Consider the following 26,289-nt stretch of genomic DNA (forward strand, 5'->3'; position numbering starts at 1 on the left):
CCAATTGGCTGCTGCTCTGTGCGGGAGAGGTTCTGCCTGGGATTGACTGAGTGCCCGGTTTGCAGTGTGCCGCAATGACATGCTTGCAGATCCAAAACTTGCGCCATTAGAGATGGACTTGGCTTTGGGCCTACAGCCGTCATGTCGGTGGCGAAAGCGCACGCCAATGGCTCCAGTGGGCTGTTCTCATCATCTCTTTCAAGGGTAAGATTCGCCTCTGCGCCGTTGCATGGTCGGCGTGCTGCCCATCCCCAGGGCCCATCGGGCCACAGCGAAGTGGAATCAACCTGCGTTTTTTTCTGCCCTTGGTTCAGCTCTTTGCGAGCACTGGGGAAGGTGGATGGGCGTCTCCAGTGCAAACCGCATTGAGGACATAACCATGACCGATTCAATCCTTGTAGAGCACAAGCTCGACACTATTCATCGCCAAGCGAAACGCTTCGCGGCAAGGCTCAAGCTTCCAATCACCGTGGCCAAGGACATCTTGGCCAAGTCTTGTTACCGCTGCTCCGCGTGGACTGACTTGGTGAACCGGCTGAAGCGCCGAACGCTGGACAAAAATATCCAACTCTTGGCATCTCTGCCGAGTTCCAGCGAGGCGCTGTCGTATTTCTTTGAGCAGCGTCGCGATCTAGCAAGGTCGATGAGTCAGCACTTGCTGACCAACACCAATTTGGCGGGGATGCTCGGCCACTTGCAAGAGATTTTTGCTGTGGGCGCTGGTCCGATTTTGCTTGGAGATGTGTTGCCGACGCTCAATGCGTCGGAATGGCGGCCGGCAAACATCGGCCCCGACCCTTGGGCTGTGGTCGAGTCCGCGGTCGTCGTCAATGGAACCTGCCTACGGTTGATCGGCACGCGAACCTATCTGCCGAGGTTCTACGATTTCGGCTCTGAGAGAGGCGAGTATGCTGAACCCGTAGGAAAGCTTCGCATCGTATGGAAAGAACCAGCCGCTTGGTACCAAGCCGCCCTCGACTATCTGAATGACCCAAACGCAATAGATGTACTGCTTCCTATCATTGAGCTCACCGAAGAGATGGCTCGGCATCAGGATTGGTTTGAAACAGCGCTAGCGACGAGTAGCTATATGGAAGAATATGGTCTTGGTGACGATGATCTTGTGCCAGTGTTCGTCGAAGGGCAAAACTGCTACGTCGTGTTTGGCTATCCAGTCAATTCAAGCCCAAAGCAGGTAAACCTCACCACCATCGAACTTGCTTCGGCAGATCACAACTTTAGCCAGGTCGTCGAGCTGCATGGGAGTCCAGTCTGCCTCGAATGGATCTCGTATGACCCCAAGACCCGGATGCATCCGGGCGAGTTTGGCGAATATTTTGAAAAGCTGAAGCTGGCGATTTTAGGAGACGATGAGTTGTACTCAACGCTTCGAAAAGATGGTCAGTCCGGCATTTTGTTTGTTCGTCCCGCGACCGATTTCGATATTCGGCATGAGCTGAAGATGGAGTTCACTCATTTGGGGGATGAGATTGCATTTGTGTTGAAGACAACGAATCTGGCGCTTTGCCGCGATCTTTTGGGGAAAGTGGCGTCCAGAGAGTTGATGGTTTATTCCTCGGGCGGGAAGCGGCGCTACTTTTCTCTGCTGCTGGTCTCCAAGCATGACGGACCACCCGAGTTGAGTCTTGCATTCGAGTCGGAAAGTCCCGGCAGGGAAAGCATGTCGAATCTTGTGCACTCATTTTTTGTCAGTGAGGAAAAAGATGGGTGGGAGATTCTTTTGGAAATTGCGCCTGAATTAATCAACTTGACCGATAGAATTGGTGTTAGGGCGCTAGGTTCGGCGATAAGCCATGGATTAATCCAGCGACTTCCTGTCGACTTTATGGGTAATTTTAGTAAGCCTCCTGCGCGGTGTGACAAGATCCCGCAGGTGCCGGAGGATGTTATCGAACAGCTTGAGCGGCCATTAAATAGCGATGGCGTGGTTACATTGCGATCTGCGGATTACTCGCGCGACAATTTCTAAGGCTCTGCAGATATTAGAACTTTGGCGCAGAAATCAACCTGCTCGCAGTACTGCAGTGAGGTCAATGAACGGATGGGCTGAGGGTCCATCCGTTCAGCGCGCTTATTTCCAATAACGCAATCACCAGCACCGAGGCGATCTCCGTGCGCCGCAGACGAGAGAATGCCTCGGTCGAGGCTTCACGCTGCCGAAGACGCCGGTGCATCCACCGCCAACCCCAGGCGGTCGCTCCATACAGGACCAACCGCCAGGCGAAAAAATAGCCGGCGTGCGCTCGCAGCCAATGGCTCCAGGCTTCGATGCCGCCCAGCATTCGGATGCCCACCAAGTTCGCAGCCACGGCGATGCCGATGGCCAGCGCCGTCCACAGCAACGCGATGCCCAGCCGGCGGTTGAGCAGCCAGGCAAAGCGGCGTCCGCGCTTTTCTGTCACGAAAGGTTCCTTTCGCACAGCGCCAGATCGGATGTGCATCCGCTACCAGGCGGGTCGTCGAAGAACAATGCGTACTGCCGTCCTCCCCGCGCCGTCCGGCACCACTGCACCAGCCGGCGGATACCCGAGTACCGGCCGGGCCGGTCCGCATCGGTCGGGTCCTTCATGGCCGGGAAGAACGTCGCCGCGTGGCGCTTGTTCGCCGCGGCCACCACCCGCTCCCAGCGCTCGATCCGGTCGATGTGCTCCGGGAAGCGCTCGGCGATTGAGCGCAGCTCGGCCTTGCCGCAATGGATGCAGGGCATGCAGCCGACCCGCCCCATGCCCATGGCATACAGCGGGTTAGGTGCCAGGCCATGGTCGGCATGCTTTTTCCACACGTCCTGCACCGTCCAGTCGAAGATCGGGCGCCACAGGAAGCAGCCCGACTCGTGCCGGTTCCAGCGGGGCTGCTGTGCCCGGTGCGTGCTCTCGTCGGCGCGGATGCCCAGCCACTGCAGTACCGGGCCTCGGCGCAGCATCGGAATCACGATCTGCTCGGTGATCGGCAATTCCTTGAGCTCGGACGTGCAGAACTGCGCCATCCTCGACGGAAAGCGTCCCTTGGTGATGCAGAGATCGAGATACGGGTTGCCGGTCGGCTCGTGCAGCTGCGCGGCCTCGTGGACCAGCGCCTCGGGAATGCCCATGCGAGGCCAATGCTCCAGCACATAGGCCCGGTGCTTGGCCATCCGGGCACGAAAATCCGCCTTCACCCATTCCACCCGCGGGCCGCCGGTGCGCTCATGCAGCCGCTGCACGTACTCGTATGTCAGTTCGTGCTCGTTGCCCGTGTCCGCGAACACCGCACGAAACGGGCGGCCGGACTCGATCGCCATCAGGTATACCGCGGTGGAGTCCTTGCCGCCGGAGACATTGACCAGGTGCTGCACGCGCAGGCTGCGTCCCCCGGCGGTCACGGCGTGCTCCGCGGCTTCTGGATCTCCTGCACGCGATCACGCGTCGGGTCGCCCTGGTAGATGCCGCGCGAGCCTGCCGCACGGGTGCTGTGGCGCTGGATCAGCGCCATCGGCGAATTGCCGGCCAGTTCGCGGCGAAGCTCCAGTTCAGTCTTGAGGTTCTGGATCTCCTGCGCCAGGGCGCCGCTCTCCTGGTCCACGGCCTTGGTCGCGAGTTCGTTCGCGGCGACGTTGGGTTCCTTGCGGCCGGTGAGCAGCGTGCGCTGCAGCAGCAAGGCCTTCTCCATCACGCTCGCCAGCGCCACTTCCGAGGCCAGGCGCTTGCCCAGCAAGTCCTGGTCGGGTTCGTCGCGCAGCGCTTCGATCACGCCGCGCGTGACCGGCAGCGATGCACTGCCCGCCGCATCCAGGTTGGCGGCCGTCGTTGGCTTGGCGCCGCTCACCAGTTCCTGCAGTGCCTTGAGCTTGGTCTCGTACTCTTCCTGGATGAGTGGGGTCAGGCCCACGCCGGGCGTGGTCGCGGTCTTGTTGCAGGCCTGGCAGGTGCGCTGCTCGCGCTCGCCCAGCACGCGGGTCGCCCAGGTCGCGGCGGCCTGGGGCGAGGTCCAGGTCTGGCAGGTCAGGCGGCCGTTGCAGTCGTTCGCGTTGATCGACGAGGTGTCGGTGACCCCGCGGCCATTGAGCAGGTTGTAGCCGGCGCGCGTCACGTCGCCCACGACCTTGATGGCGGCCTGGCCCGAGCCGCCCGCGCTGCTGCCGCCCACCCAGGGCACGCCGCTGTTGCCCTTGTTCGCCTCGGCCCGTTCGATGGCCGACACCGCATCGGTGCTGGACACGGCCTGCTTGAGTGCCATGCCCTCGGAGAGCTGGTTCCATCCGGTCTGCCCGCCGGCCATGTCCGCCATGCGGTTGGCGATCGCGCGGCAGGTCATCTTCGACCGGTCGAAGTCCAGGCGTGCCTGCAGGATGCCGTTGGTCAGCAGGTTGTACAGGCCCGGGTCGGCGCGCTGGATGATCAACGCCGGCAGTGACGCCACCGCGCTGGTGGCGTTCTGGATCACGTTGCTCATGATCGACTGGAAACCGTTGGTGACGCCGTTGAGCTGGTTCTGCAGCGTCGTGGTGATGCTCATGTCACCGCACACCAAGTTGCTGTTCCAGGCCGCACCCACGCCGATGCTCTGCATGTTGCCGACCGGTCCCATGGACACGGCCCGGCCACCGCCGATGCTGTACAGCACATCGCTGCCGAGCACGTTGCCGCTGGCGTGGATGCCGTCGGCATCCATGCGCGTCTGCGCCCACGCCGCGCTGGCGGCCAGCGTCAGTGCCGCCAGGCCCGCAGGCCCGAACCGGCGCGCGGCAGAAAACTGCCATCGGGAAAAACGGTGCTTCATCGACGTGCCCTCAGAAGAAGTCCACGCTGCCCAGGAACACCTGGCCGCGCCGCTGGCAGCAGCTGTAGGGGCGCCACAGCGCCCAGGCGTAGTCGCCTCGCTGCGCCTGCACGTGGGTGTTTCTGTTCGGAAATACCGCGCAGCCGCTGGACAGGGTCGGGGTCAGTTCCTGCCACCTTCCTGTGGCGGCGTAGCTCTCCACCAGCGCGCCGGCCGGCCAGTAGCCCGCATGCGCGGTGGCGAGCAGTGGCTGGTAGACGTGGGGCTGGCCTTTGCGCGTGACCACGTCGCCCGCCCGTTGAGCGACCACCGCGCCGGCCAGATGGTCATCGCTCTGGTGCAGGAAGCCGCCGCGGGGATAGACGTTGCCCCAGAGGTCGGCCGTCGAGCGCGAGCCGATCTCTCGCATGCCAGGGGTCAGGGCCTCGGGATAGGTCATCTCCGGCACGTTGTAGCGCCAGGCCAGCGTGTCGAAGGTGCTGAGCAAATAAGGGACGAACGGCGTCCCTGCGCCTTCGCAGGTGTAGCCGAACTGGCTGGCGAACTCGCTGAAGGCCGCGCCGGCCGGGTGCCCGATCACATCCGCGTTCTTGAACTTGGCCAGGTTGTTTTCGTGGTCTTCGTTGGTCGTGCCATCGCCGCCGGCCTTTGCGGTGGGATTGGGCTGGCTCATGGCCCGCACTTCGACCCAAGGGTTCTCCCCCGTGTTGCTGTAGCTCGACACGACCGCGTCGGGGATGTAGTGCTGCACCTTGATCGAGGTGCGCACGGTGCAGCCGCTCCAAGTGCAGTACAACCAGTAGCACACGCCCACCACGCGGTAGGCCAGGCAATCCGGCGACAACGCCGAGGACACGATGGTGGCCGTGTTGAGCGCGAAGGAGGAACCTGTGCTCGCGAGCAGCGCCCCCACGACCACGGCCCGAAAGCGTCGGGAGCGCATCATGGCTGCGTGCTCCGGTAGGCCGCGATGCGTGCCAGTGCCCGGAAGACGTTTGGCTCGCCGTAGACCACATAGCGGCCATCGACCATGACCGCCGGCAGCTTCGCGATGCCAGCGTTGTAGGCATCCGCCACGCCCTGGTAGGCCTGCGCGATCTGTGTCGGTGCGGGAGTGCCGCGCGGGGCCTCTTTGAGGCGACGGCGCATGATGGCCTCGGCCCGCGCGGGATCGCTCGGCAAGCCTGCGCCCAGCGCGGCCACCAGGCGGGCAGGAGCGTCGAGCTCGGTGACGGTGATGCCCGCGGGCGCGGTGACGGGATGGGCGCTGTCGGTGAAGATCCGAATCTCGGCATCAGCGACTTGCGCTATGAGTAATAGCGCCAACAGTGCTGCCACTCGCGATGGCTGGTGTGTGAGGTGCTCCAGCGGAGGGAAAGGAAGCGATGGCATGGGGTGCTCAAAGAAACGTTCGGAGCTCCAAGTCGAACCGATCCCTCCAAGGCAGGCCATCGACAAACCGATGCGCCGCGGCACCGCGTTGTTCGCAAGAAAACGGGCGCTCGAAAGGAGCGCCCGTGGATCAAAGAAAGCCAGCCTCGGCAAAGGAGTAGAGATCGCCCTTGCTAACAAGGAGGTGGTCAAGGATCCTAATGTCTACCACCTCTAGCGCGACACGTAGTCGAGCGGACGCGCACAAGTGATGAATTTTCGGTTTAGACAGGCCAGCGCCCTATTATCAGGCACGCCCGCAATCCCCTCTACCTGGCCTTGGATAAAATGCGCCAATAACCGCCATACGGTCTCCGGCCTCTGGCAAGAGATGCGTACAAGGCTTATAGTGGATTGAAGTGCTATAACGAACGCTAGATTTAATCTGTGGTTTCAAGTCTTCTGGCACGAGGGATGGGTGACAGGGATCTATCTGAAAGGAGAGGTGTAGTGCGATTTGTCGTTGAATTTAGAGAAGGCGACTCGCCTACTACAAATCGTTATCCCCATGCTGTCCTGGTCCAGGATAATTGGGATGATTACGGTTACAAATCTACGTTTCAGGTCACCTTGCATCTCTCTGCTACTGAGGTCATAGAGCTTGGCAGCATAAAAATCATCCAGGGTACCAGTACTGGTGGTTACACCAAGATGCCGCGTGAATCGTTCGCGCAACTGCCGGAAGGGCACGCCTCTCTGGGTGCCGACCTCGAATACTATGAGACGCTCTACAAACTCGGGCCAGATGTATTTAGGCCGTACCTCAAGGGGCTTCGGGACGTCGCATTCAACGATGAGGCGAAGGCGAATGTCGAAGATAGCGAAGGCTACCGCGTGTCTATGCTCCGGTTCAGTGGGGCTGAACGGACGATTGCGGATGCTACTCGGTTGCTTCGTGCCACAACCTTACCAACGAAGCGGCGAAGCGCAGGCTTTCGAGTCAAGTTCAAAACCAGGGTTGCTAGCAACTCCAATTCGTTCACGGTCCAGTTCGATTTTCGGAGAAGGGGTATTCTTCCAAACCGAATCAATGCCTTGATCGGCTACAACGGGACTGGTAAGACGCGCCTTCTGTCCAACTTGGCGATTGTAGCGAGTGGCTATGGGTACAGCACCAAGGAAGATGTACTGCAAGACGCAGCCGGTAGGTTTGTCGGAACGGCGCCACCATTCAAAACCGTGGTAGTCATCTCATATAGCGCCTTTGACACTTTTGTAATTCCTGGTCAGAACCAAGTGGAGAAGGATAGGCTACAGCATGAGGGCGAGCTGTTCGGTTATGTTTACTGCGGGCTGCGGGAACGGTCTGGCAATGCGATGCATGGCGAACAAACCTATCGCCTCAAGACCCCAGCGGAGATCCAGGTCGAGTTCTTGTCGGCGCTTAGCCGTGTTCGGGAGGCAGAGCGACTCCAAAATCTCCTTGATGTTTTGAAGCCGCTTCTTCGCGATCCGTCATTTCAGCGGATCGGGCTTACGCAACTGTACGCTAATTATGACGACGATGATATCTCCGGGCTGTTCCAGAGCCTGAGTAGTGGTCATAAGGTCGTTCTGAAGATCGTGACGGAACTTACCGCACATATCTCGGGTTCTGAACCGACCCTCGTCCTAATCGATGAGCCGGAGACACACCTTCACCCGCCATTACTGGCTGCTTTTTTGAAAAGTGTGCGCGCGTGCCTCGAAATTTTTGATGGATACGCGATCATTGCTACCCATTCGCCTGTTGTACTGCAGGAGACCCCATCGAAGTATGTGCGGGTCTTGCGCCGAGCAGCCGACCAGAACCGGATTGTGGCGCCAGCAATCGAGACATTCGCGGAGACCATCGGTGTGATTACCCAGGAGGTTTTCAATCTTGGCGATGGATCTACGGACTGGCATGAAACCCTGAAGACGCTGGCTCGCCGGAACACGCTCAATGAGATCGAAGAAATGTTTGGCACGCGGCTCGGATTCACAGCGCGCTCCTACGTACTTAGTATTCGTGATGATATCGAGGGGTAGCTCATGCGATCAATCCCGCTACTTAACGTTGATCCTATAGCTGTATTCAACGATATCGCTACAGCAAAACATCCGCCGCGCCGCGCGCGAATGCGAGCCGCACGGGCCGAGGTTCTTGTTGCTTATCAACGTTACGAGGACGCAGTGCCGGAAGTTGGCGCCTTAGTAGCCATCGGCCTTACAGACGCGCAAAAGGAGGCGATGCAACACGCATATGCTGTTGAGACACTGCCAATGACGGAGCTACGCGGTAATCTTCTAAAAAGGATTATCGTCGCTCGCTGTCCATTTTGCGGCCTTAGCGAGTCGTCGACACTCGATCATTATCTGCCGAAGGAGAAGTACCCAGAGTTTTCTATTTTTCCGAGGAATCTCGTGCCGAGCTGTGGGGTGTGCAACACTCGCAAAAAGGACCGAATTCTCGAGGACGGCACTGACGTAAGGATGTTCCTCCATCCATGTTTTGACGCAATTCCAGATGTGGAGTTTTTGACCGTCCGAACGCGCCTGGAAGGGGATTCGCTAGTGTTGTCATATCGGTTAACCCGACCGGATGGGATGGCGACTAGGACGTTTATGCACTTGCGTTCTCACTTTGACAAGTTGGATCTCGCTGATCGCTATCGGCGCATGGGGCTTGAACACCTGGGTGGTCAGTACCCCGCGCTTCGGCGGGCATATGGAGCCGCCGAAGATGCGGTAAGGGTCGCCGAAAAGCTCAGCGAGGTCGCGCAAGATTTTGAGGAAGTGTCGGGGCCGAATAACTGGTTGGCGAAGCTCTATCGCGCTTTAACAGGCAATGAGGCATTCTGTGACGGTGGGTTTGAGGCAATCCGCGTCCAGCCTCAGGTCTATTGAGCAATTTTCACTGAACCTCAGCGCGGCAGTCTCTGCTGCAAACCTCCAATGCTCCGTTACATAGTCCATCCTGAAAAAACCACAAGTCGTTGATCTTGCTTGCAGGTCGTCTGGTTGATGGCCGCAGCATTTGCAAGGTATGGTTTTGCCTATGTATGTTTTCTTGCGCCTTCCACCGAGGAGTCCGATGGGCCCGAAGCCTTAGAAGCCGCAGAGCGGCGAGTTGTTCCATCTCCCGTCTGGACGAGTTGATCAACATGCGTCACCCCACTGGTCGAGCTGGCCGCACTGATCGACTGGGACGAGATCGAGTGCGTCTTCGCAGTCGCGTTCTTATGGGCCCGATTCGGGCCGCCGATGCAGGCGGTCGTCGCAGCATTGTTCGCCCAAACGGTGACCGCTGAGCTGTCTGCGATTGAGAACGGAATTATTCAGGGCGGACTATGAAGTGATAGCCTTGAAACGACGCACTCCCATTCTAAAATGGCGCATCAGTGTTTTTTATTCCATGCAAGGTATCGCGAAGGCTCAAAGCCTACCCGATACTAGAGGTGTGAAACTCCCAGGGTTTCTTAAAATTCTGGGTTTCATGCCTTACGCCCGTCGTTCGAGCAATAAGCTTAAGCGCAGCATTCAGTTCGTCGAAAGAGTTACGAGGAGACTTTGGTACAACTCAGGCTGCGAGTCGCCAGTCGCGCGTCCAGCTGTAGACGACTGCTGTGATCAAATATGCTGTCCTTTCATGTGCCTTGACTGGGTAAAGCGATGCGATCAGACTGAGGTATCCAGCCAGCGTGCGAATGAGGACGCCGAGACCTCTATGACAATCGCTTCGAGCCCGGAGCTTCTTGGCGTCCGAGCGATGATGCAAGCTTATTGATGTCGCAGGACGATGCTGTAATGGGTGGTTCTGGCCTCAGCTTCGCTCCGGCTAGCGAGCCAGCGAGGAATATCGATTCATGCGCACAAGGCGCGTCATATGGCTGAGATACTTAAATATCCTGAGAAAATAACTAAAGATGGCTGAATCCGAGAACACTAAAAGGCCCATCATCCTAGATGCGGAAAAAATCCGACGGCCAATGCTTCTGAATATTTTTGACGGCACGCCGCTCTATGGGCTGGATGAAGAGTATGTGTTCTTCTACGACGAAACCAATAATGTACGAAAGTTTTGGATCACGGACGATGGGTTCAATCAAAAACCCACCAATTTCGTTCTGGCTGGATTGGTGCACAAAAAGTCCACTCCGATAACGGGAATCGAAGGGCTGATTTCTTCACTTCACATTCAAAAGTCCGCCACAGAGATAAAATTCAATCAACTAGCAACAGGGAGCTATCTTGGAGTACTTAATTCCAAACGCATCCAAACTCTTCTGGGGTGGTTGAATGATAAAGAAATTTTCATTCACTATGGCAAGTTGAATCTGCTGTATTGGTCGCTAGTAGATATTATTGACTCTGTTTGGGATGAGCCGGGGCTGCGCGAATACATGCCCTATGTGATGCACATCAAAGGCGAGCTATTCAATCTCGCCAACGCGGATTTGGATAAACTTGTTCCGCTGTTGAAAAAATATCGCTTCCCCAATGTAAAGCGAGCCGAGATCAAAGTATTTATGCTTGAACTTGTCGCGCACCTCGATTCAGTGGCGAAGAAGCCGCTTACTGACATCTCGGAGCTGGTTCTGATGATGATCCGTAAAGCGTCTAATCTAGAAGAACCACCATTTATTATTGACAACGAAGATGATATTTTGATTGAGGATTTCCATGGGCATTTCCTCAGATCACTTTACATCTACCCGACCAGCACCCACATATTTGACCAGGAAAGTGAAGTGCAGCAGGATCTTGCAAACACCCAAGTCCGTTTCAAGGACAAGTTCGTTGACTACTCATTTGTAGATTCTCAAGACAGGATTGAGGTACAGCTTTCGGACGGCATTTGTGGACTCTTAGGTAGCCATTTCAACTTCTTGGAAGAAAATACCTTTGAGGAGCTGATAAAAATTAAAGATAATCTAAATCCACGGCAAAAGACAACTCTATATTTGCTTCAGCAACTCATTGATAAGTCAAATTCTCAGAGTAATGGATTCATGCATCGCATTTCGCCAGTAGACAGTGACTACAAGAATGACTTCTTCTTGCACAATTGCCCGCTACCTCCACACGTGCTTTTATAAAGAAGGCGCTATATAACGATAATAATTTCCACAAACTACGGCCTTCAGTTCGTCCTGTTAGGGATATCCTGCAGAACCTCCTGGCAAGTCGGATAGAAGCAGGCCAGTCATGGTATCTTTACAAGCCTTGACGCAAAGCAGCTTGATCTGGGCCTGAGCATTAGGGATGGTCTGATCAACGGGGCCGGAAAATGAAGCAAGCCACATCCGCCGCGCTGAGGGCGCTCAAATCCTCGATTGTTTGCCGTTTTCGGCGCGTTTGCGGGGTATTGCCCGTATTACAGGCACACCTTCCCCGCAGCAGGAATTAACTCTTTGCGCGTCAGCCACAGATTCGACAGGGCAAACAGCGTCAGCATCTGTGCGGTGTTCTTCGCCAAACCGCGATAGCGCACCTTGGCGTAGCCAAACTGGCGCTTGATCACCCGAAACGGGTGTTCCACCTTCGCACGCAGGCTGGCCTTGGTGTGCTCCCAGCGCTTGGCCAACTTCAGTTCGCGCTTGTTCTTGATCTGCTTCAGCTTCGAGCGCTTCTCCGCGATCAGGTAGCGTAGCTTGCGCTTGCCCTTCATCTCATCGCGCTTCTCAAGCCCGGTATAACCGCTGTCCCCGCACACCGTGGCTTCCTTGCCGTGCAGCAGCTTGTGCGCTTGCGTGATATCGGCCACGTTAGCCGCCGTGCATTCGACGTGGTGCACCAGCCCGGAGTCCTCGTCCACCCCGATGTGCGCCTTCATCCCGAAGTAGTACTGGTTGCCCTTCTTGGTCTGATGCATTTCAGGATCGCGCTCGCCTTCCTTGTTCTTGGTCGAACTGGGCGCAGCGATGATCGTGGCGTCCACGATCGTCCCGCCGCGCAAGCTCTGCCCCTTGCGCGACAGGTGCGCGTTGACCCGATTGAACAGCTTGCGCGCCAAATCGTGCCGCTCCAACAAATGACGGAAGTTGAGAATCGTCGTCTCGTCCGGCACCTCATCCAGCCCGCCGATCTTGGCGAAACGGCGCATCGACACCGTGTCGTACAGCGCTTCTTCCGCCGATGGATCGCTCAGCCCATACCACTGTTGCAAAAAGTGGATGCGCAGCATCGTTTCCAACCGATACGGCGGGCGCCCCGGCTGCCCCGACTTCGGGTAGTGCGGCTCGATCAGCGCCAGCAGGCCCTTCCACGGCACGACCTGGTCCATCTCGGCCAAGAACACCTCACGCCGCGTCCGCTTGCGCTTGCCGTTGTACTCCGCGTCACCGAAGGTCAGTTGCATCAAAATCGTCTGCTCGGGTTGTTGATCGATTGTGGCAGGATCAGGTGGAGTTGTTCAGACCTTCCTTAAGGTAGCACCGCAGAACCTTCGGATGCAGGGGCAGTACTTGGATCGCGAGACAGGGTTGCACTGCAACACATTCAGGTATTACGAACCGGAGGTGGGAGCGTTCACGACGCCAGACCCGATTGGGTTAGCGGGTGGAATGAACTTGCATCAATATGCGCCGAATCCGATTGCTTGGGTGGATCCTTGGGGTTGGCAAAACGAGCCTGTACGAGTATATGAGGATGCTCCATATCATGGCACGACTGATAATTCTGTTAAAAGTAGAGCTCCTACAAATGGGCAAGCCGCATTGAATAATCCAGTTCAGGTCAAGCCTACGTCGCCGCGCCGGGTGGGCGTTGATGTGGTTAATAAGGAGATTGTTGTTATTGACAGAACGCAAGTAAATGTGGATGGAAGTGAAAAATATCACGGGCATGTGCGGCCGTATGGTGATTTGCATGTGGATCAGCAAAATGCTCTAAAGAAAGCTAAAAAGATCGATAAGAAGGGTAATATCATCGACTGTAAACCTGGGTAGATAAATATGACTGATGCTATTTTTAATAAGTTGGAAAGTGATTTGGCGTCAAATGATAAAAATTTAATAACTACTGCAATGCTTTATATGGCGCACAATTTGGCGGATTTTGATTGGACGCAAGAAAAATTGATCCATCTTTTGGAGGAGAATGACCAGGATATACGGGGGCTCGCATTAACATGCTTGGGGCATGTGGCGAGAATATCTGGAAGGATTAATGAAAAATTAGTATTTCCTGTGTTGCGTGAAATGCTAAATGATGAGATTCTGGGGGGGCGGGCGCAAGATGCAATTGATGACATTGAGATGTTTGTGAAGTAGTCCTCAATTGATTTCGAAGATCAATAAAATATAGCGAGCAGTCCTCTTTAGATCCAATTGCAAAATAATTCCATTGCGATCCGGCAGGCAGTCGGGAACTCTCAAAATTCAATTCCAGCCACTCAACGCCTTTATAAATCAACGAGGTACGACGTCCAAACTTGTAAATTCAAAGGTTTTGAGAAGTTCCCTTAAGTAATTAGTTGCCACAAAAAGTGAATCGGGCTCACTTTGGTGTTTGTCAGCGCATTTAGCTTCAGGTCGACGATGAGCATCTGTTAGTCAGCGAGACGCATTCTGGAATGCTGCCGGAGTTCTTTTTTTGAGCTCACGAGCAAGTCCAGAGCCGACAGCAGTGCATCCCCATTGATCGGTCCGGTAAGAACCATCGACTTGGCACTTCGCTTATCCTCCAATCGCAATAGCGGTGTCTCGCTAAAACCTGCTTGACGCGCTTCCTCGACCTGACGCTGCACGATTGCCTGTGGACGCGGACTGCCCAGACAAGCCTGCAGGGCGGGCGTCATGCCAGGGTAGGCCGTGCCGGCCCGCAGACCTTGGCCTTCACCCTGCGTGTTTTTGTAAATCCACTCCACGGCGCTCCAGAAGCCGGCCTGTCCTTCGACTTCACCCGCGCACTCGGCCAACCGCGCTTCCTTCCCAGCGGCCGGTTCGTGCATGGGGAGCGGCAGGTGGTGCCACTGCAGGTTGACGTCAGGGTTCGCATCGATCCACCGCTTGAGCTGCGGAAAATACCTCTGGCAGTACGGGCACTCCAGGTCCGCATACAGCGTGACCGTGAAGCGCGCATCGGCCCGCCCATGGATCCACGGCGGTCCCGCCGGCAGCGGTGGTGCTTGGGTCGCGGTGGCCGCAGGCGTCGCGCCCTGCCTGGGATGCAGCGGCCAGACCGCCAGCACGATCGCCGCCACCACCAGCACGATGGCCAGGACCGTAGGCCATTCCAGGCGCTGGAGGAGGGCGCGCCAGCCGGAGAAACGCTGCATGTCCGCTCTCCGTTTCAGCCCAGCGCATCGAGCGACAGCGGCTCGATCCCGCGCGCCCGGTCGATCTTCTCGGCCACGCGCAATGCGGCATCCAGTTCGCTGATCCCGTGCTGCTGCATCAGCGCGAAGCGCTCGGCCTTCTCTTCCGGTTCGGTCATAGCGAGTGCCAGATAGAGGCTGGGCGGCACCGCACGGAACAGCAGCTCCATCGACTTCGACAGCACCACGCCCTCGGTGAACTTGCCTGCCTCCTTGCGTGCCGACAGCATCAGCGCTTTCTGCGCCGCGTTGAGCTCGCGAAACCGCGCGATCTTCTCGACCTCGTCCGGCGGCATGGACAGGCAGATCCACCACTCGATCATGTTGAGCATCGGTTCCGCGGCGCGCGGCAGGTCGTCCAGGTTCTGCGTCGCCAGCCAGTACCAGGCGCCGAGCTTTCGCCACATCTTGGTGATCTTGACCACGTAGGGCGCCAGCAGCGGATTGCGGGTGATGATGTGTCCCTCGTCGGTCACGTTGATGATCGGCCGGCCCAGGAATTGGTCGCGCTCGGCGAGGTTGTTGACGGTGTTGATCAGCGAGATGTAGGCGATCGACAGCTGCGCGTTGTAGCCCTCGCGCGCAAACGTCGCCAGATCGACGATGGTGATGTCGGCCTCGGGCCAGGGGGTGCCGGGGCGGTCGAACATCTCCCCGTCCACGCCCTGGCAGAACATGTCCATCGCATCGCCCATCTCCAGCAGCCGGGTGCGCCGGCTTTCCGGCAGGGTGCTGTCGCGGCCGCGCTCGCGCAGCGCATCGCGCACGTCGCGGGTCAGCACCGTGCGTGCCGATGCCGCGCAGCGGCGGGCGGCATCCAGGATGCACTGGCGGATCAGGCTGCGGTCGGCGCGCGTCATGCGCGCCTCCTCCTTGTCCTCCCCGCCGGTGATCATCAGGCGCGCGGTGATCTCCAGCTCTCCCAGCACGTCGCGCTGTTCGTCGTGATCGGGAGCGGGGGCGCCGTGCTCGCGGTCCTCGTCCAGGGCATCGGCGTCCAGGGTCTGCACCTGGCTTGGCGTCTCGACGAGGCGCCGCGCATCGGCGAACGGCGCAAGGCGGACGCCGGCGCCGGGAGCGAGCTTGACCCGATGCACCGTCAACCCGAGTCGCTTGGCGAAGTCGCCGAACAGGCCGAAGCTGTTGCCGGCTTCCACCACGAAGAGACGTGGCCGGTAGATCGCCATCACCTGGTTGAGCAGGTTGTTGAGCGTGGCGCTCTTGCCCGAGCCGGTGGGCCCGAACAGGAACAGATGGGCGTTCATCTGCCGGTCCAGGCGGTTGAGCGGATCGAAGGTCACGGTGCCGCCGCCGCGGTTGAAGAGCGTGATGCCCGGATGGCCCGTGCCCTGGCTGCGGCCCCACACGGGGGCCAGGTTCGCCGCGTGCTGCACGAACATCAGCTGCGTGTACCACTTGCGCGTGTCCTTGGCCGGATCGAACACGCACGGCAGCCACCGCAGGTAGGTGTTGAGCGGCGCCACCTCGTCGTCCTCGCGCACTGGCTGCAGGCCGGCGCCGAGCATCACGTTGGCCAGCTGCACGCCGCGCTCGTCCAGCTGCGCCAGGTCGCGCCCGCGCAGGTAGAAGGCGAGGGCGCCGTGGTAGAGCTTGTGGGCGCTGCCGATCAGCCCGCGTGCCTCCTGCACGTCGCGCCGCGTCTGTTCGGAGGCCAGCGTCTCGCCCACCGCCTTGCGTGCCAGGTGGTTGAGGTGGGATTCGAGCACGTCCTGCGGCGTGGCGACCAGCGTCAGGCACGCCACCGTGTCCTCCGGCATCTGGTCGAACAGCGCGTTGACCGCATCGCCGCCCTTGCGCGTCTCGCCGGTGAGGTGGCCCGTGCCCGGTGCGGTGCGCAGCCGGTCCATCACCACCGCACGGTGCGGCATGCCGTCGAACCACCAGAGCCCGTTGGCGACATCGGACCGCGGCGCCCCGAAGAAAAGCCGCTGCGCGAAGTCGGTGCCGCTCGCCAGTTCGATCTCGCCTTCCTCACTCTCTTCGTCGGTCGGATAGCGCGTGAGCTCGTAGAAGCGCTCCCGGTCCTGGGCCGTGTCGCCCAGCAGCGTCGGGCAGGGGTTGAACCAGCGCAGCAGCCAGGCGTGGATGTCGGCCGCGCCCAGGCGCTGCGCACGCACGCCCGCGTTCGACAGGCCGCCCTGCAGCCGGTCGCATACCGTCGCCAGGGCCTGCTCCGGGGACGGGCCACGGCGCTGGGCACTGGTGCCCGGCACACGGCGGTGCACCACCATGCGCACGCGGCGTGCCTGGCCGCGCCAGGGCAGGCGCGTCACCGCCGTGTCCTCGAACAGGCCGCCCGGTTTTGCGACCGCGCGCAGGTGGTGGGCAAGAAAGCGCTGGTAGAACGCGGTGAACGCGGTGCTCCGTGCCCGCGGCTGCAGGTAGGTGTCCAGGTCGCGCAGATAGCCCTCCCAGTCGGCTTCGTCCTGGGCATAGAGCTGCACCACCCACGGGTGATCGTCCAGCTCGTCGAACGCATCCTGCAGCGCGTTCTCCAGCGCATCGCGCGCCTGCCACAGCCAGTGCATCTCGCGCCCCTCGGTGCCGATCGGCGTCAGCTCGAAGAACGCCGCCACGGAGACCCCATCTTCCAGCAGCACGCTGCGCGATTCGGGCAGGTACTCCACCCACGGCAGCAGGTCCACGAACGAAGGGGCCACGCCGTAGAGCGCGCGCTCGTCGGCCAGCGTGGCGCGCGGCCGGCCCGGATCGCGTGCACGGGCACCCGGCGCGGGAATGCCGTGCGCTGCCAATTCGGCGACGTGCCGCTCCCAGGCATCCGGCCCCCCGGAATCGCTCCCCGCAGGATCGCGGCGGGCCTCGGCCCCGGCGTCCTGGCGGACCCACGGCCAGCGCGGTCGCCGCAGCATCAATAGTCCTCCACGCGCTCGCCCGGCATCGCGTATTGGATGCGCTGGTACAGCGGGAACACCGTGCTGTAGCCGGGCACAGGCACCGGATCGGTGCCCGCCAGGTGCGGGAAGACGTACATCACCAGGTCGGGATTCGGTAGCCGGTGGAACTGCCGATAGATCTCGTTCTGCGCGGTGCGGGTGTACGCCGTGTTCTCGGCCGGCATGGCCTGCCGGTCGGCCTCGGTGAGCGGGCGGCGCAGCACCTGGCGCGCATCGAGCAGTTGCCGCGCGGCCGGCCCGTTGGCGCTGCCGCCACCGCCGCCCGTCTCCTGGTCCCAGACATCCCGCATGGTGCGATCGCCGTGGGACAGCAGCGCTTCCTTGTGGGTGGCGCATCCCGTGAGCAGGGCCAGCGACAGGGCGAACAGCGCCCCCCCGGCTGCCGTGGGCTTAGTCCAGGTCCGTCGCATGCGCGCCTCCGAGGGTGTGGTTGACCTTGCGTCCCTGCGCGTCGTAATCGATCTGCAAGGGTTGTTCGAGGTGGATGGCGACCTGGGCGCCGGGCGGCACGTAGACGGCGGCGAATGCCTGGCCATAGAGCTTGTTCACCCACTGCGACATCTCCTGCACGCCAGCGCCCAGGATGCGGCCCATGGCTTCGTTGCCGGAGATGCCCACCGTGCCCAGGGCGCCAGTGCCGTTGCTGACCACCGCCACGTTGCCACTGTCGCTCTTGATCAGCGAGGCGGCGCCGGCGCCAGCGGCGGTGATGAGGGCCTGCGAGCCGAGGTACTGTTGCGCGTTGCTGCGGCGTTCGCCGCTGACGCAGGGGATGCCGTGCGGATCGCTGATCCAACCCAGGCCGCCCAGGATGGGGCCGTGGCCATCGGCGGCGTTGCCCGTGCCCGCGTTGGCTTGGGTATTACCCCCCTGGCCCTTGTCCTCGGGCACCGTCCGGATCGTGCCGTCGCGAAACACGAACGTTACGGAGCGGATCTGGCCGCGCACGCACGACAGCGTCCAGTCGCCGGATGCGGTGCCGCTGACCACGGCGCCCGCCACCTCCGGCAGGTCGATGCCGTTGGCGGTCAGGTTGTCCGGCCCGACCAGGACCTTGAACGGATAGGGATCGTTGACGGTACCATCGACCGGCACGCGCCCGATCAGGGCCGTCATCGCGACCGACCCCATGAGCGTCGCATTGGTGGGGACCGTGTAGACCGCCTTGGCCGAGGCCTTCGCCGACGCGCCGGCATCGGCCAAGGCCGCCGCCGAGGACGGGACCGATGGGTTGCCGGCGGTGTCGGCGGCACCGAAGCGCATCGGAAACCGGTCCGCCTTGCCGGTCGCCGCCGCACCCTTGGCGCCTTCCGGCCGCGCATCGTCGGGCTCGATCCAGCGCACCCCGCGCGAGCCGGCGGCCGTGCCGAATCCCTTGCCATCGCCCTCTTCGAGCCCGAGGCCGACCGGCAGGTCCGCATTGCCGTTCTTGCCGCCCATCTGGTCGAGCTTGTGCTGCAGGTCCTGCAGCAGCCCCTGGGTCTGCTGCTTGTCGTCGGCCACTTGGTCGCGCTCTTGCTGCAGGCGGCTGCGCTCGCTGTCGAGCGCGGCCTGGATGCGTTGGTCGATGGCGCTCTCACGCTGACGCAGGCGCTCGTTCTCGGCGCGCTGGTTCTTGTTGTCGCCCAGCGAGGTCTGCAGCTCGTTGCGCAACTGCTTGACCTGCGCCACGAGCGTGGCCACCGTGTCGCGCGGCGTGTCGCCATCGATGCCGAGCGCCTTCATCTCCTCCGGGGTGAGCTGGGCCGCCACCTCGCCCGAGGCCGCGCGATCGGTCTTGCCCCCAGAAAACACCTGGATCCCCACGAACACCAGCAGCGCGGCCATCGGGATCATCAGCCACTTGAGCAGGCCGTTACTTTGCATGCGGGTCTCCCGGGGAGGGCTGCGCATCCGCCTCGTTGCCGGAAGCGTGCGGCAGGTTCTGCGCGGCGTCGATGCGGCTGATGCGCGGCAGCAAGGCGTCGGCCAGGCCACGCCCGCGCGTCACCAGGTACAGCACCGTGGTATCGGTCGGATCGCCCGCCGGTCCGAGGCCCGGGTGCTGGAACGTCGCGGCCACGAAGTCCCCGAGCAGGGTGCGCGGATCGAGGTCGATCCAGCGCGGCGAGGTGTTGGTCAGTCGGACCGCGGTGACCCATTGGTATTCCATGCGCCAGGCGGCGAGCGGCTGCGCCCGCACGGGCAGGGCCGGCGCCAGGGTGTCCAGGTCCAGGCCGCGGCGCAGGGTGGCCTGCGTGATCCCGCGCACGGGCTCCACGGTGCGCAGGGGCGCGTACAGGTTCTGCGCGGCGTAGCGGGTGAGCACCACCGCGATGGGGGTTTCGCGCCGGGCAATGGATGCGGCCTCCGGTGTCGATGGGGCCGTGGCATCGGCTGGCGGTTCGGTGTCGGCGGCGGCGATCGCACGATCGTGCGCGCCATAGCGGGGACCCGGTGCCTCGCCCTCGACGATGCGCACCGGCTCCAGCGGCGCCTGTCCGTCCTTCGCCGGCTCGGCGGCGATGTCCAGCAGGATCAGTGCACCGCTGTCGGCGTCCTGCAACTGCAGGCGCGTCGGTTCGATCGCCTCGCTGGCCTTGAGGTAGATCGCGCCGCCCGCGCTCTGCACGCGCAGGCGTTCGGCGATCGCGTCCGGCACGCCGACACGCACGTTGCGGTCGATGAAGAGGACGCGCTCCTCGCCGATGCGCAGCGGCACGGCGAGCGGCAGGCGCTCCCAGCGCAGGATCTGCAGCGCGTGCGCCGCGGGCGCGCCGCCCCACAGGACGCAGGCGCCCAGCGCCAGGGGCAGGACGAAGCGCTTCATGGATGGCCTCCGGACGGCGTGGGGGTTGGGGTGGTGGGCGCGAGCGTGGAGGGCAGCGTGGTGGGGGCTGTCGCCGAGGCCGCAGGGGCGGGCGGCGCGATGCGCTGTGGTGTGCCGCTGTAGCAGTCCAGCGCGAGCCCGAACGGGTTGCGCTCGGGATCGACGTCCAATCGGACGACCTTCAGCGGATAGCGCACCAGCGCCCGCTTGACCTGCTCGCCGCCGTAGTACTCGTCGGCGCTGACGTCCAGGGTGACCACCCAGTCGCGCTCGGACAGCACCTTGACCCGCGCCGCGGGATCGTCGCCGTAGCCGCGGCCGGGCAACTCATAGAGGCCGCGTACGCGCTGGCGCAGCTCGCCGTTGTTGCGCCGGCTTTCGTAGTCCTGCTGCAGCAGGGCCTGGCAGGCGGGGGTGAGGTAGGCGGACAGGGCGCGCAGGTTGCGTGGGTAATCGTCCTCGCCATTGGTGGGCCAGCGGTTGAGCTGCTGGAAGACGTAGAGAGCGAACGCATACACGCTCTCCGGCGGCACGTCCCACCACTTGCGCGTGCTGCCCGAGCGTAGATCCGGCGGCACGTGGATCGTGAGGTGGCGCGGCGCGTTCCACCAGCCCAGGCCCAGCAGCAGCGCCAAGGCGAACAGCGCCGCGCCGCCACGCTGCAGGGTGGTGACGTGGGCCTGCAGGTGCGCCACTTCGTTCTTGAAGCGGCTCATGGCGTGCGGCCCCGCGGCCGGGGGCGCCGAATACGCGACGTCCGGCGCGTGGTCCAGCCACCCGTGCGGGTCACCAGGCCACGGCCACCGAACCGCACCGCCCAATGGGGATGGCGCAGCGCCAGCTGCCACTGCATCTGCCGGTACAGCCAGGTGTCCGGGCGCCCGCGCTTTTGCCGGCGCAGGAGACCGCCGCCGATGAACACGCCCGCGGCGATGCCCGCCACGATCATCGTCGGCACCATGGCAACGCTGCGCGTGAGCCAGGCCAGCGGCAGGCCTGCGATCAAGCCGGCCGCGGCGGACAGACCCGCGCAGATCCAGAGCTCGTCGGCGGTGAGGCCGCGCACGACCACGGGCTGGCGGTTCAGGCGATGCGGCAGGAAGGCTACGAGGCCGTCGCGCGGCGTGTCAGGGAGCGCCATTACAGGATCGCCGTGGCCTTGGTGAGCAGCCAGATGCCGACCACCAGGAGCATCGCGCCCACGGCCACGGTCAGGCCGAACTGGCCCCACGTCGCGCGGCCGGTGTGGATTTCCGAGTAGCGCGTATAGGCGTGGTAGCAGACGCCGATGAACATCGACGCCACCACGAGCAGGGCCACCAGCAGCACGATGTCGTAGCCGTAGTTTTGTAAGGTTTTGAGGATGCCGCTGCCGGCACCGCGCGAGGGGTCTTCCATGGTGGGAAGGCCTGAGGCGCGTGCTGCCTGGGCCAGCGGCAGGAGGGTGGCCGCGAGCGCGGTGCCAGCCATGCCCGCAGCACGGCAGCGAAGGCGAGTGGAAGTGTTCATGGCGAATCCTTCGGCGTCATCAGGAAAGCAGGAAGAAGCTCAGCACCACGTACATCGCGAGGAACCGGGCGATCACGCCCAGGAACTGCCTTTGCGAAATCCGGTGCTCGGCCCAGCCGACATAGGCCGTGCGCATGGCCCACCCCCCCCACAGCAGCAGGACGGCGAACAAGAAGCTCAGCACCAAGGCCGAGACGGCCGAAGGCGTGAAGCCGCCGTTGGCCTGGAACGCGGCGATCTGGTCGGCGCTCGCGGTCATCGCGATCGCTCCTGCTGCGGTGAAAGGTTGGTGGCCTCGCGGGTGGCCTCGCGGGTGTAGTTGCCCGCCAGAGACGACGGGTCGCGCTGCTGAGCGCGCTGGGGCGCCAGGTAACTGGCAAAGCCCGCCCGCATGCGGCGCACGTCGTCGCGCAGGCGGGCGTAGTCGAAGTGGTATCGGTCCGGCTGCACAGCCGCCGTGGCGTCCGATGCCAGGGCGATGCGGTCCACCTGGTCGAGCAGCCGCATGGCGCTCGCCAGTTGCTCGCGCTCGATGGCGGGATCGGCGTGCGCCGATGCGACGCCGCCACAAAGGAGTGCCACGGCCAGCACGCCGCACAGGGGGAGGTGGACGGGAGCGTCGTGGCTGGCCGTGGCACGCGAGGTCATGTCGGGTCTCCTTGGGCGATGGGAGACTTGATGCTGCAGGCTGCACCGGCCGCGTGCTTGCAACAATGGGGAAAGCCCAAGGACCGGTTTTTTCAGCGGCGCAGTGGCTATCAGGGCGTGCTGCTCAAGCCAGTCTGGCGAGATGCTCCTGGCCAGTGTTCTGCAGAAGGCGGTACGGTCTGTCTACCGCCTGCTCGACGGACCTATGATCGCGACCCATGAAAAAAGTCAATTCAGAGACACAGCGCAACATTTCCTCCGCTCTCCAACTCTGGCAAGCCTTCGAGTACCTCAACCCGCAAAAGCCTCCTGAGGTAAAGCGCGAAAAAAACCTTTGCAACTGGGAAATTCCTGTAGACAGCCCCTCCGACCACGACATGCCGTGGGTCGATCCAGAGAAGCGGGACGATCTCGATAAGTTGTTTATGGTGAGGGAAGACTCCACGAAGCGCTTCCTCCTCTATGCGGGCGTGCTACCCGGGGAGGTGTACACGAACGCAGCGCGAGTGATTCTGGACACACCGGCGATTCATGACGACGAAAAACCGAGCCCAGCAAATGCCGCATCGCTCGTCTTGGCCATCGATGATGAGGGCTACGTGGCTGGTCTCCCCTTCGTCAGCTCGACGCCGTGGGCTCTTGGCAACCTTGCGGCTGCTAGCCGCAAGGGGACACGGTTCGATTTCAGGGGTTTCTTTGGCACCGATGGCGCCGAAGCTGCCACGGTTGAAGCCCTGAAGGCGCTGCTGGTGAAAAGAACTCTGCTTCCACCCCAGGCCGACAACAGCAGGGAACTGTCCACGGTCTCCTCCCTTCTGACGAGTGAGCAGGATGAGGCCAAGGCCGAGGAAATTCGCAAGACGTATCGAACCATCACTGCCGACGATGTTCGGGCAATGACGGCGCTGCTTTTCAAGAACCTGGGGTGGGCTCCGTCCAGTGAGGCGCCGTGGGTCATCAAGACGCAGAGCGTGGGCAAAAAGAGCAAGAAGGAAATGGATGACCCGCTCAACAGCTTCTACGCAGAGGAGGTGGAAACGGTTCAGAGGGCATTCTTGGCAGGGGACACTGGAGCCGCGCTCAACCAATTCCTGGCCAGCATCGAGTCGCCTGAGCGCGTGGATCTGGACGCGAAGGGCGACAAAGCGCCCTTGGTGGACGGCTTGCATCCCAGCAAGCTGCCGCTGGCCGCATGGCCCGGTAGCCACCCGCTGGTGACCGCTCAACAGTTCGCGGTGAACACGATCCATCGTGATCTCGCCAGCGCGGGCCTGTTCTCGGTCAATGGACCACCAGGGACCGGAAAGACCACCATGCTCAAGGACATTGTGGCGACCGTGGTTCAGCAGCGCGCAGATGCGCTGATGGCCTTCAATCACCCCAACGATGCCTTCAGCGAGGAACTGAAAGTCGAGGACCACAAATACAAAGTCTGGAAGCTTGATGCCTCGCTATGCGGCTACGGCATGGTGGTCGCCAGTGCCAACAATGGCGCAGTAGAGAACATCAGCCTGGAACTGCCAGGGCTGAGCGCCATTGATGAAGCGGTCAAACTGGATTATTTTTCTGAAGTCTCTGATTCGATGGGTTTGAAGAGGAAGGAGAGTCGGCCGGCGTCTCCACAGACGTGGGGATTGATATCTGCCGCCTTGGGCAACTCTACCAATCGCAACGCTTTCGCAAGCACGTTCTGGTTTCCGAACAAGGAATGTAAAAAGCTGCCCGATGGCACGCCCAATCCTCTTGCGCAGGTGTCCTTGCCTGAGTGGGTCGACAATCAAAAAGCCAGCGCTCCGTCCTGGCAAGATGCAAAGGCGCGCTATCAATCGGCCCGCCAGAGAGCGGCAGCGGAGGTCAAAGAGGCCGCTGATCTGGCGGACACCTTAGAGCGTTTGCCTCGAAGCCAGGACACGCTGGTCCAGCTGCAGGCCCAGGAGACTGAACTCCAGGGTGAGCTGGTGCAGCTTGAATCCGCAGCAAGCAAGGCGAAGCAGGCCAGCGATGCAGCGGTGGCTGCTTTGGTGGTATCGACCTCGCGCTTGGAGCATGCCCAGGCCTTGGCCGCATCCAAGGCCAAGCACGAGGAAGCCGTTGCTCTTGCCTCCGCGCACGTGACAAGCCGGCCCGTGGGGGATGTGAATGCGCTGATGATGGAGATGGCCGAAGCTGAAAGTGAAGAGAAGGCCAGCCAGCGCAATCTTGTCAATCATGACCGGTGCAGGCCAGGGCTTCTGACGCGATGGTTCTCGCGGGACAAGGTGGCCGAGTGGGAGGCGAGGCATCGGCAATTGAATGACCTCATCGAGCGAGCGCAAAAAAAGTTTCAAGACGCACAGAAGCTGATGCACTCGATCGAGCACTGGGATACGAAACTCCGTTCCCTGCACGAGCAGGAGCAGAAATGCAAAAGTGCGGTCAACGCCGCATGCCATCGCATGGAGAACGCTGGGTTTCCCCGCATCACCAGCCTCTCGGTTGTTGCGGCCGAACATGCGAAATGTCAGGGCAATGCGAGCGCCTGCAGGCACGAGTTGCAGCGAGTTACCGGCCTGTTCCAACAGCGCACATCGACGCTGGACGAACTCAGGAGCACCCAGGCGCAGTTGAGCGGCAAGATTGCGACGATGGTCAAGAAATTGGAGGCAGCTTCCTTGCGGGACTCCAGCCGAAAGGCCTGGCATCTGTTTGCGCTGTCCCGCGACGAATTCCACCAAGTCTCGCCATACCAGGACGATGGCGCCCTCTTCAACGCGCGCCGTGAGCTCTTTGTGGCAGCCATGGAACTGCACAAGGCATTTGTCGTGCACGCATGGAGCAAGCTCAAGCCAACCTTGTCGGTGTTCATTGACCTCCTGCAAGGGAAGCTCCATGGCTGGCGGGTACAGGGTGGTGTCATGCCCTTGTGGGATGCTTTTTTCGTTACCGTTCCGCTGGGCTCGACTGCGTTCGCATCGTTCCCACGCCTCTTCAAAGGCGTCAAAGGCAATGACCTTGCATGGGTTCTCATCGATGAAGCGGGCCAGGCGACTCCCCAGCAGGCCATTGGTGCGATCTGGCGTTCCAAACGGGTGGTGATTGTTGGCGATCCAATCCAACTCGAACCCGTCGTCAACATTCCTCAAGAGCTGGTGGCTCCACTCCAGGCCTATTGCGACACGTTGCCGAAGTACGTGCCACCGGATGCTTCCGTTCAAACCCTTGCTGATCGGTCAAATCGTTATGGCACCTTGATGGGCTCCAAGGAGGATGGAACCGACATCTGGCTCGGATCTCCCTTGGTGGTGCATCGTCGTTGCATCAATCCCATGTTTCAGATTGCCAATGCCATCGCGTACGAAAACAGGATGGTTTACGGGACTCGTGAAGATGCAAGCTTCGCCGCAACTCCCAGTGCTTGGCTTGATGCATCCAACGATGACGCGCAAGGACACTGGATCGAGTCCCAAGCCAAGCGAGCGCTGGAAGGCATAGAAAAGCTTACAGACGGCAAAGTTCGGGATGAAAAAGGGAAGCTCCGGATTTATGTCATCACCCCCTTCAGGCTCGTCGGTGAGCGCATGCGAGACCTGTTGAGGGTTCGTTTTGGCAGGGAAACAGCGCAAGAAATGTGTGGCACGGTCCACACCTTCCAAGGCAAGGAGGCCGACTTCGTGATTTTTTTGCTGGGTGGCGACCCGGCCCGCCGCGGCGTCATCTCCAGCTACGCGGGCCGAAAGCCGAATCTCGTCAACGTCGCCGTCACTCGCGCAAAGAAGCGTCTCTACGTGATCGGCAACAAGGAGTTCTGGTGTAGCGCCTCAGACTTCAACGACTATTACAAGACCATGGAAAGGCTGATGTGAAAGGAGGGTCCCGCAGGAATCGCCTTAGAGCGGGCTGCTACGCGGTCGACCCAG

At 61.1% G+C, this 26,289-nt stretch carries 23 protein-coding genes and 1 pseudogene; 7 read left to right on the top strand and 17 right to left on the bottom strand.

The features are described 5' to 3' along the window. Positions 1-379 precede the first annotated feature (379 nt). The gene (locus tag AVTE2539_RS04890) at positions 380-1,990 is read left to right on the top strand and encodes a hypothetical protein (protein ID WP_284408555.1); all 1,611 of its coding nucleotides are present in this window, start codon (positions 380-382) and stop codon (positions 1,988-1,990) included. A gap of 61 nt (positions 1,991-2,051) precedes the next feature. Here AVTE2539_RS04890 and AVTE2539_RS04895 read toward each other — a convergent pair whose 3' ends face one another. The 6 genes from AVTE2539_RS04895 to AVTE2539_RS04920 all read right to left on the bottom strand — a co-directional run bounded on the left by AVTE2539_RS04895 (position 2,052) and on the right by AVTE2539_RS04920 (position 6,382). Beyond that, positions 2,052-2,423, bottom strand: a complete 372-nt coding sequence (locus tag AVTE2539_RS04895) for a hypothetical protein (RefSeq protein WP_284408556.1) — start codon at positions 2,421-2,423, stop codon at positions 2,052-2,054. Next, positions 2,420-3,355: a phosphoadenosine phosphosulfate reductase domain-containing protein gene (locus tag AVTE2539_RS04900; RefSeq protein ID WP_284408557.1), complete on the bottom strand. Its 936-nt coding sequence runs from the start codon at positions 3,353-3,355 to the stop codon at positions 2,420-2,422. The genes AVTE2539_RS04895 and AVTE2539_RS04900 overlap by 4 nt, the downstream gene beginning before the upstream one ends. 23 nt (positions 3,356-3,378) lie before the next feature. Further along, positions 3,379-4,779: an integrating conjugative element protein gene (locus AVTE2539_RS04905; RefSeq protein WP_284408558.1), complete on the bottom strand. Its 1,401-nt coding sequence runs from the start codon at positions 4,777-4,779 to the stop codon at positions 3,379-3,381. A gap of 10 nt (positions 4,780-4,789) precedes the next feature. Continuing rightward, positions 4,790-5,722 carry a TIGR03756 family integrating conjugative element protein gene (locus tag AVTE2539_RS04910; protein ID WP_284409430.1) on the bottom strand — a complete coding sequence of 311 codons (933 nt, stop codon included), beginning with the start codon at positions 5,720-5,722 and terminating at the stop codon, positions 4,790-4,792. Further along, positions 5,722-6,231 (bottom strand): TIGR03757 family integrating conjugative element protein, encoded by a 510-nt coding sequence (locus AVTE2539_RS04915; RefSeq protein ID WP_349817203.1) that lies wholly within the window; start codon positions 6,229-6,231, stop codon positions 5,722-5,724. The genes AVTE2539_RS04910 and AVTE2539_RS04915 overlap by 1 nt, the downstream gene beginning before the upstream one ends. Positions 6,232-6,301: 70 nt before the next feature. Beyond that, positions 6,302-6,382 carry a hypothetical protein gene (locus AVTE2539_RS04920; RefSeq protein WP_284409432.1) on the bottom strand — a complete coding sequence of 27 codons (81 nt, stop codon included), beginning with the start codon at positions 6,380-6,382 and terminating at the stop codon, positions 6,302-6,304. Positions 6,383-6,660: 278 nt separating this feature from the next. On the opposite strand from AVTE2539_RS04920, the gene AVTE2539_RS04925 reads away from it, so the two are divergent. From AVTE2539_RS04925 to AVTE2539_RS04935, 3 genes are all read left to right on the top strand, one after another. Further along, positions 6,661-8,220, top strand: coding sequence for an AAA family ATPase (locus AVTE2539_RS04925; protein ID WP_274342027.1), 1,560 nt, complete (start codon positions 6,661-6,663; stop codon positions 8,218-8,220). Between the two features lie 3 nt (positions 8,221-8,223). After that, positions 8,224-9,078 (top strand): HNH endonuclease, encoded by an 855-nt coding sequence (locus AVTE2539_RS04930; protein ID WP_284408560.1) that lies wholly within the window; start codon positions 8,224-8,226, stop codon positions 9,076-9,078. A 1,019-nt stretch (positions 9,079-10,097) separates the two neighbouring features. Further along, complete coding sequence (locus AVTE2539_RS04935) at positions 10,098-11,270, top strand: hypothetical protein (RefSeq protein WP_284408561.1); 1,173 nt, start codon at positions 10,098-10,100, stop codon at positions 11,268-11,270. Between the two features lie 278 nt (positions 11,271-11,548). Here AVTE2539_RS04935 and AVTE2539_RS04940 read toward each other — a convergent pair whose 3' ends face one another. Continuing rightward, the gene (locus AVTE2539_RS04940) at positions 11,549-12,532 is read right to left on the bottom strand and encodes an IS5 family transposase (protein WP_284408562.1); all 984 of its coding nucleotides are present in this window, start codon (positions 12,530-12,532) and stop codon (positions 11,549-11,551) included. 76 nt (positions 12,533-12,608) lie between these two features. Between AVTE2539_RS04940 and AVTE2539_RS26340 the strand changes: the two are divergent. Then, positions 12,609-12,794 (top strand): annotated as a pseudogene (locus AVTE2539_RS26340) (RHS repeat-associated core domain-containing protein); the annotation flags it as partial. Between the two features lie 333 nt (positions 12,795-13,127). Beyond that, entirely contained in the window at positions 13,128-13,445 is a 318-nt protein-coding gene (locus AVTE2539_RS04950) for a hypothetical protein (RefSeq protein ID WP_284408563.1), read from the top strand. A gap of 278 nt (positions 13,446-13,723) precedes the next feature. Here AVTE2539_RS04950 and AVTE2539_RS04955 read toward each other — a convergent pair whose 3' ends face one another. The 10 genes from AVTE2539_RS04955 to AVTE2539_RS05000 are packed head-to-tail and all read right to left on the bottom strand — an operon-like array spanning position 13,724 to position 22,393. Continuing rightward, positions 13,724-14,452 (bottom strand): DsbA family protein, encoded by a 729-nt coding sequence (locus AVTE2539_RS04955; RefSeq protein ID WP_284408564.1) that lies wholly within the window; start codon positions 14,450-14,452, stop codon positions 13,724-13,726. Positions 14,453-14,466: 14 nt separating this feature from the next. Then, positions 14,467-17,382 carry a conjugative transfer ATPase gene (locus AVTE2539_RS04960; protein WP_284408565.1) on the bottom strand — a complete coding sequence of 972 codons (2,916 nt, stop codon included), beginning with the start codon at positions 17,380-17,382 and terminating at the stop codon, positions 14,467-14,469. Beyond that, positions 17,382-17,837, bottom strand: a complete 456-nt coding sequence (locus tag AVTE2539_RS04965; RefSeq protein WP_284408566.1) for a TIGR03751 family conjugal transfer lipoprotein — start codon at positions 17,835-17,837, stop codon at positions 17,382-17,384. The genes AVTE2539_RS04960 and AVTE2539_RS04965 overlap by 1 nt, the downstream gene beginning before the upstream one ends. Continuing rightward, positions 17,818-19,293: a TIGR03752 family integrating conjugative element protein gene (locus AVTE2539_RS04970; protein ID WP_284408567.1), complete on the bottom strand. Its 1,476-nt coding sequence runs from the start codon at positions 19,291-19,293 to the stop codon at positions 17,818-17,820. The genes AVTE2539_RS04965 and AVTE2539_RS04970 overlap by 20 nt, the downstream gene beginning before the upstream one ends. Then, entirely contained in the window at positions 19,283-20,236 is a 954-nt protein-coding gene (locus tag AVTE2539_RS04975) for a TIGR03749 family integrating conjugative element protein (RefSeq protein WP_284408568.1), read from the bottom strand. The genes AVTE2539_RS04970 and AVTE2539_RS04975 overlap by 11 nt, the downstream gene beginning before the upstream one ends. Then, positions 20,233-20,952 carry a PFL_4703 family integrating conjugative element protein gene (locus AVTE2539_RS04980; protein WP_284408569.1) on the bottom strand — a complete coding sequence of 240 codons (720 nt, stop codon included), beginning with the start codon at positions 20,950-20,952 and terminating at the stop codon, positions 20,233-20,235. Before AVTE2539_RS04980 ends, AVTE2539_RS04975 begins: the two co-directional genes overlap by 4 nt. Continuing rightward, positions 20,949-21,377, bottom strand: a complete 429-nt coding sequence (locus AVTE2539_RS04985) for a TIGR03750 family conjugal transfer protein (protein WP_274342036.1) — start codon at positions 21,375-21,377, stop codon at positions 20,949-20,951. The genes AVTE2539_RS04980 and AVTE2539_RS04985 overlap by 4 nt, the downstream gene beginning before the upstream one ends. After that, complete coding sequence (locus AVTE2539_RS04990; protein ID WP_502868864.1) at positions 21,377-21,745, bottom strand: TIGR03745 family integrating conjugative element membrane protein; 369 nt, start codon at positions 21,743-21,745, stop codon at positions 21,377-21,379. Before AVTE2539_RS04990 ends, AVTE2539_RS04985 begins: the two co-directional genes overlap by 1 nt. Positions 21,746-21,764: 19 nt before the next feature. After that, positions 21,765-22,004, bottom strand: a complete 240-nt coding sequence (locus AVTE2539_RS04995) for a TIGR03758 family integrating conjugative element protein (RefSeq protein ID WP_284408570.1) — start codon at positions 22,002-22,004, stop codon at positions 21,765-21,767. Continuing rightward, positions 22,001-22,393, bottom strand: a complete 393-nt coding sequence (locus tag AVTE2539_RS05000) for an integrative conjugative element protein, RAQPRD family (RefSeq protein WP_284408571.1) — start codon at positions 22,391-22,393, stop codon at positions 22,001-22,003. Before AVTE2539_RS05000 ends, AVTE2539_RS04995 begins: the two co-directional genes overlap by 4 nt. 218 nt (positions 22,394-22,611) lie before the next feature. Here AVTE2539_RS05000 and AVTE2539_RS05005 point away from each other — a divergent pair, with 218 nt between their 5' ends. Then, complete coding sequence (locus AVTE2539_RS05005) at positions 22,612-26,235, top strand: DEAD/DEAH box helicase (RefSeq protein WP_284408572.1); 3,624 nt, start codon at positions 22,612-22,614, stop codon at positions 26,233-26,235. Positions 26,236-26,289: the final 54 nt, after the last annotated feature.

It is taken from the genome of Acidovorax sp. SUPP2539, assembly GCF_030158975.1.
Lineage (GTDB): Bacteria > Pseudomonadota > Gammaproteobacteria > Burkholderiales > Burkholderiaceae_C > Paracidovorax.

What these genes read in the sequence shown, in the direction of transcription:
- AVTE2539_RS04915 (WP_349817203.1), bottom strand. Translation starts at nt 6,231, where the DNA reads ATGGCCTGCCTTGGAGGGATCGGTTCGACTTGGAGCTCCGAACGTTTC.
- AVTE2539_RS05000 (WP_284408571.1), bottom strand. Translation starts at nt 22,393, where the DNA reads ATGACCTCGCGTGCCACGGCCAGCCACGACGCTCCCGTCCACCTCCCC.
- AVTE2539_RS04965 (WP_284408566.1), bottom strand. Translation starts at nt 17,837, where the DNA reads ATGCGACGGACCTGGACTAAGCCCACGGCAGCCGGGGGGGCGCTGTTC.
- AVTE2539_RS04905 (WP_284408558.1), bottom strand. Translation starts at nt 4,779, where the DNA reads ATGAAGCACCGTTTTTCCCGATGGCAGTTTTCTGCCGCGCGCCGGTTC.
- AVTE2539_RS04985 (WP_274342036.1), bottom strand. Translation starts at nt 21,377, where the DNA reads ATGGCGCTCCCTGACACGCCGCGCGACGGCCTCGTAGCCTTCCTGCCG.
- AVTE2539_RS04995 (WP_284408570.1), bottom strand. Translation starts at nt 22,004, where the DNA reads ATGACCGCGAGCGCCGACCAGATCGCCGCGTTCCAGGCCAACGGCGGC.
- AVTE2539_RS04980 (WP_284408569.1), bottom strand. Translation starts at nt 20,952, where the DNA reads ATGAGCCGCTTCAAGAACGAAGTGGCGCACCTGCAGGCCCACGTCACC.
- AVTE2539_RS04955 (WP_284408564.1), bottom strand. Translation starts at nt 14,452, where the DNA reads ATGCAGCGTTTCTCCGGCTGGCGCGCCCTCCTCCAGCGCCTGGAATGG.
- AVTE2539_RS04940 (WP_284408562.1), bottom strand. Translation starts at nt 12,532, where the DNA reads ATGCAACTGACCTTCGGTGACGCGGAGTACAACGGCAAGCGCAAGCGG.
- AVTE2539_RS04890 (WP_284408555.1), top strand. Translation starts at nt 380, where the DNA reads ATGACCGATTCAATCCTTGTAGAGCACAAGCTCGACACTATTCATCGC.
- AVTE2539_RS04930 (WP_284408560.1), top strand. Translation starts at nt 8,224, where the DNA reads ATGCGATCAATCCCGCTACTTAACGTTGATCCTATAGCTGTATTCAAC.
- AVTE2539_RS05005 (WP_284408572.1), top strand. Translation starts at nt 22,612, where the DNA reads ATGAAAAAAGTCAATTCAGAGACACAGCGCAACATTTCCTCCGCTCTC.
- AVTE2539_RS04935 (WP_284408561.1), top strand. Translation starts at nt 10,098, where the DNA reads ATGGCTGAATCCGAGAACACTAAAAGGCCCATCATCCTAGATGCGGAA.
- AVTE2539_RS04975 (WP_284408568.1), bottom strand. Translation starts at nt 20,236, where the DNA reads ATGAAGCGCTTCGTCCTGCCCCTGGCGCTGGGCGCCTGCGTCCTGTGG.
- AVTE2539_RS04960 (WP_284408565.1), bottom strand. Translation starts at nt 17,382, where the DNA reads ATGCTGCGGCGACCGCGCTGGCCGTGGGTCCGCCAGGACGCCGGGGCC.
- AVTE2539_RS04950 (WP_284408563.1), top strand. Translation starts at nt 13,128, where the DNA reads ATGACTGATGCTATTTTTAATAAGTTGGAAAGTGATTTGGCGTCAAAT.
- AVTE2539_RS04970 (WP_284408567.1), bottom strand. Translation starts at nt 19,293, where the DNA reads ATGCAAAGTAACGGCCTGCTCAAGTGGCTGATGATCCCGATGGCCGCG.
- AVTE2539_RS04990 (WP_502868864.1), bottom strand. Translation starts at nt 21,745, where the DNA reads ATGAACACTTCCACTCGCCTTCGCTGCCGTGCTGCGGGCATGGCTGGC.
- AVTE2539_RS04910 (WP_284409430.1), bottom strand. Translation starts at nt 5,722, where the DNA reads ATGCGCTCCCGACGCTTTCGGGCCGTGGTCGTGGGGGCGCTGCTCGCG.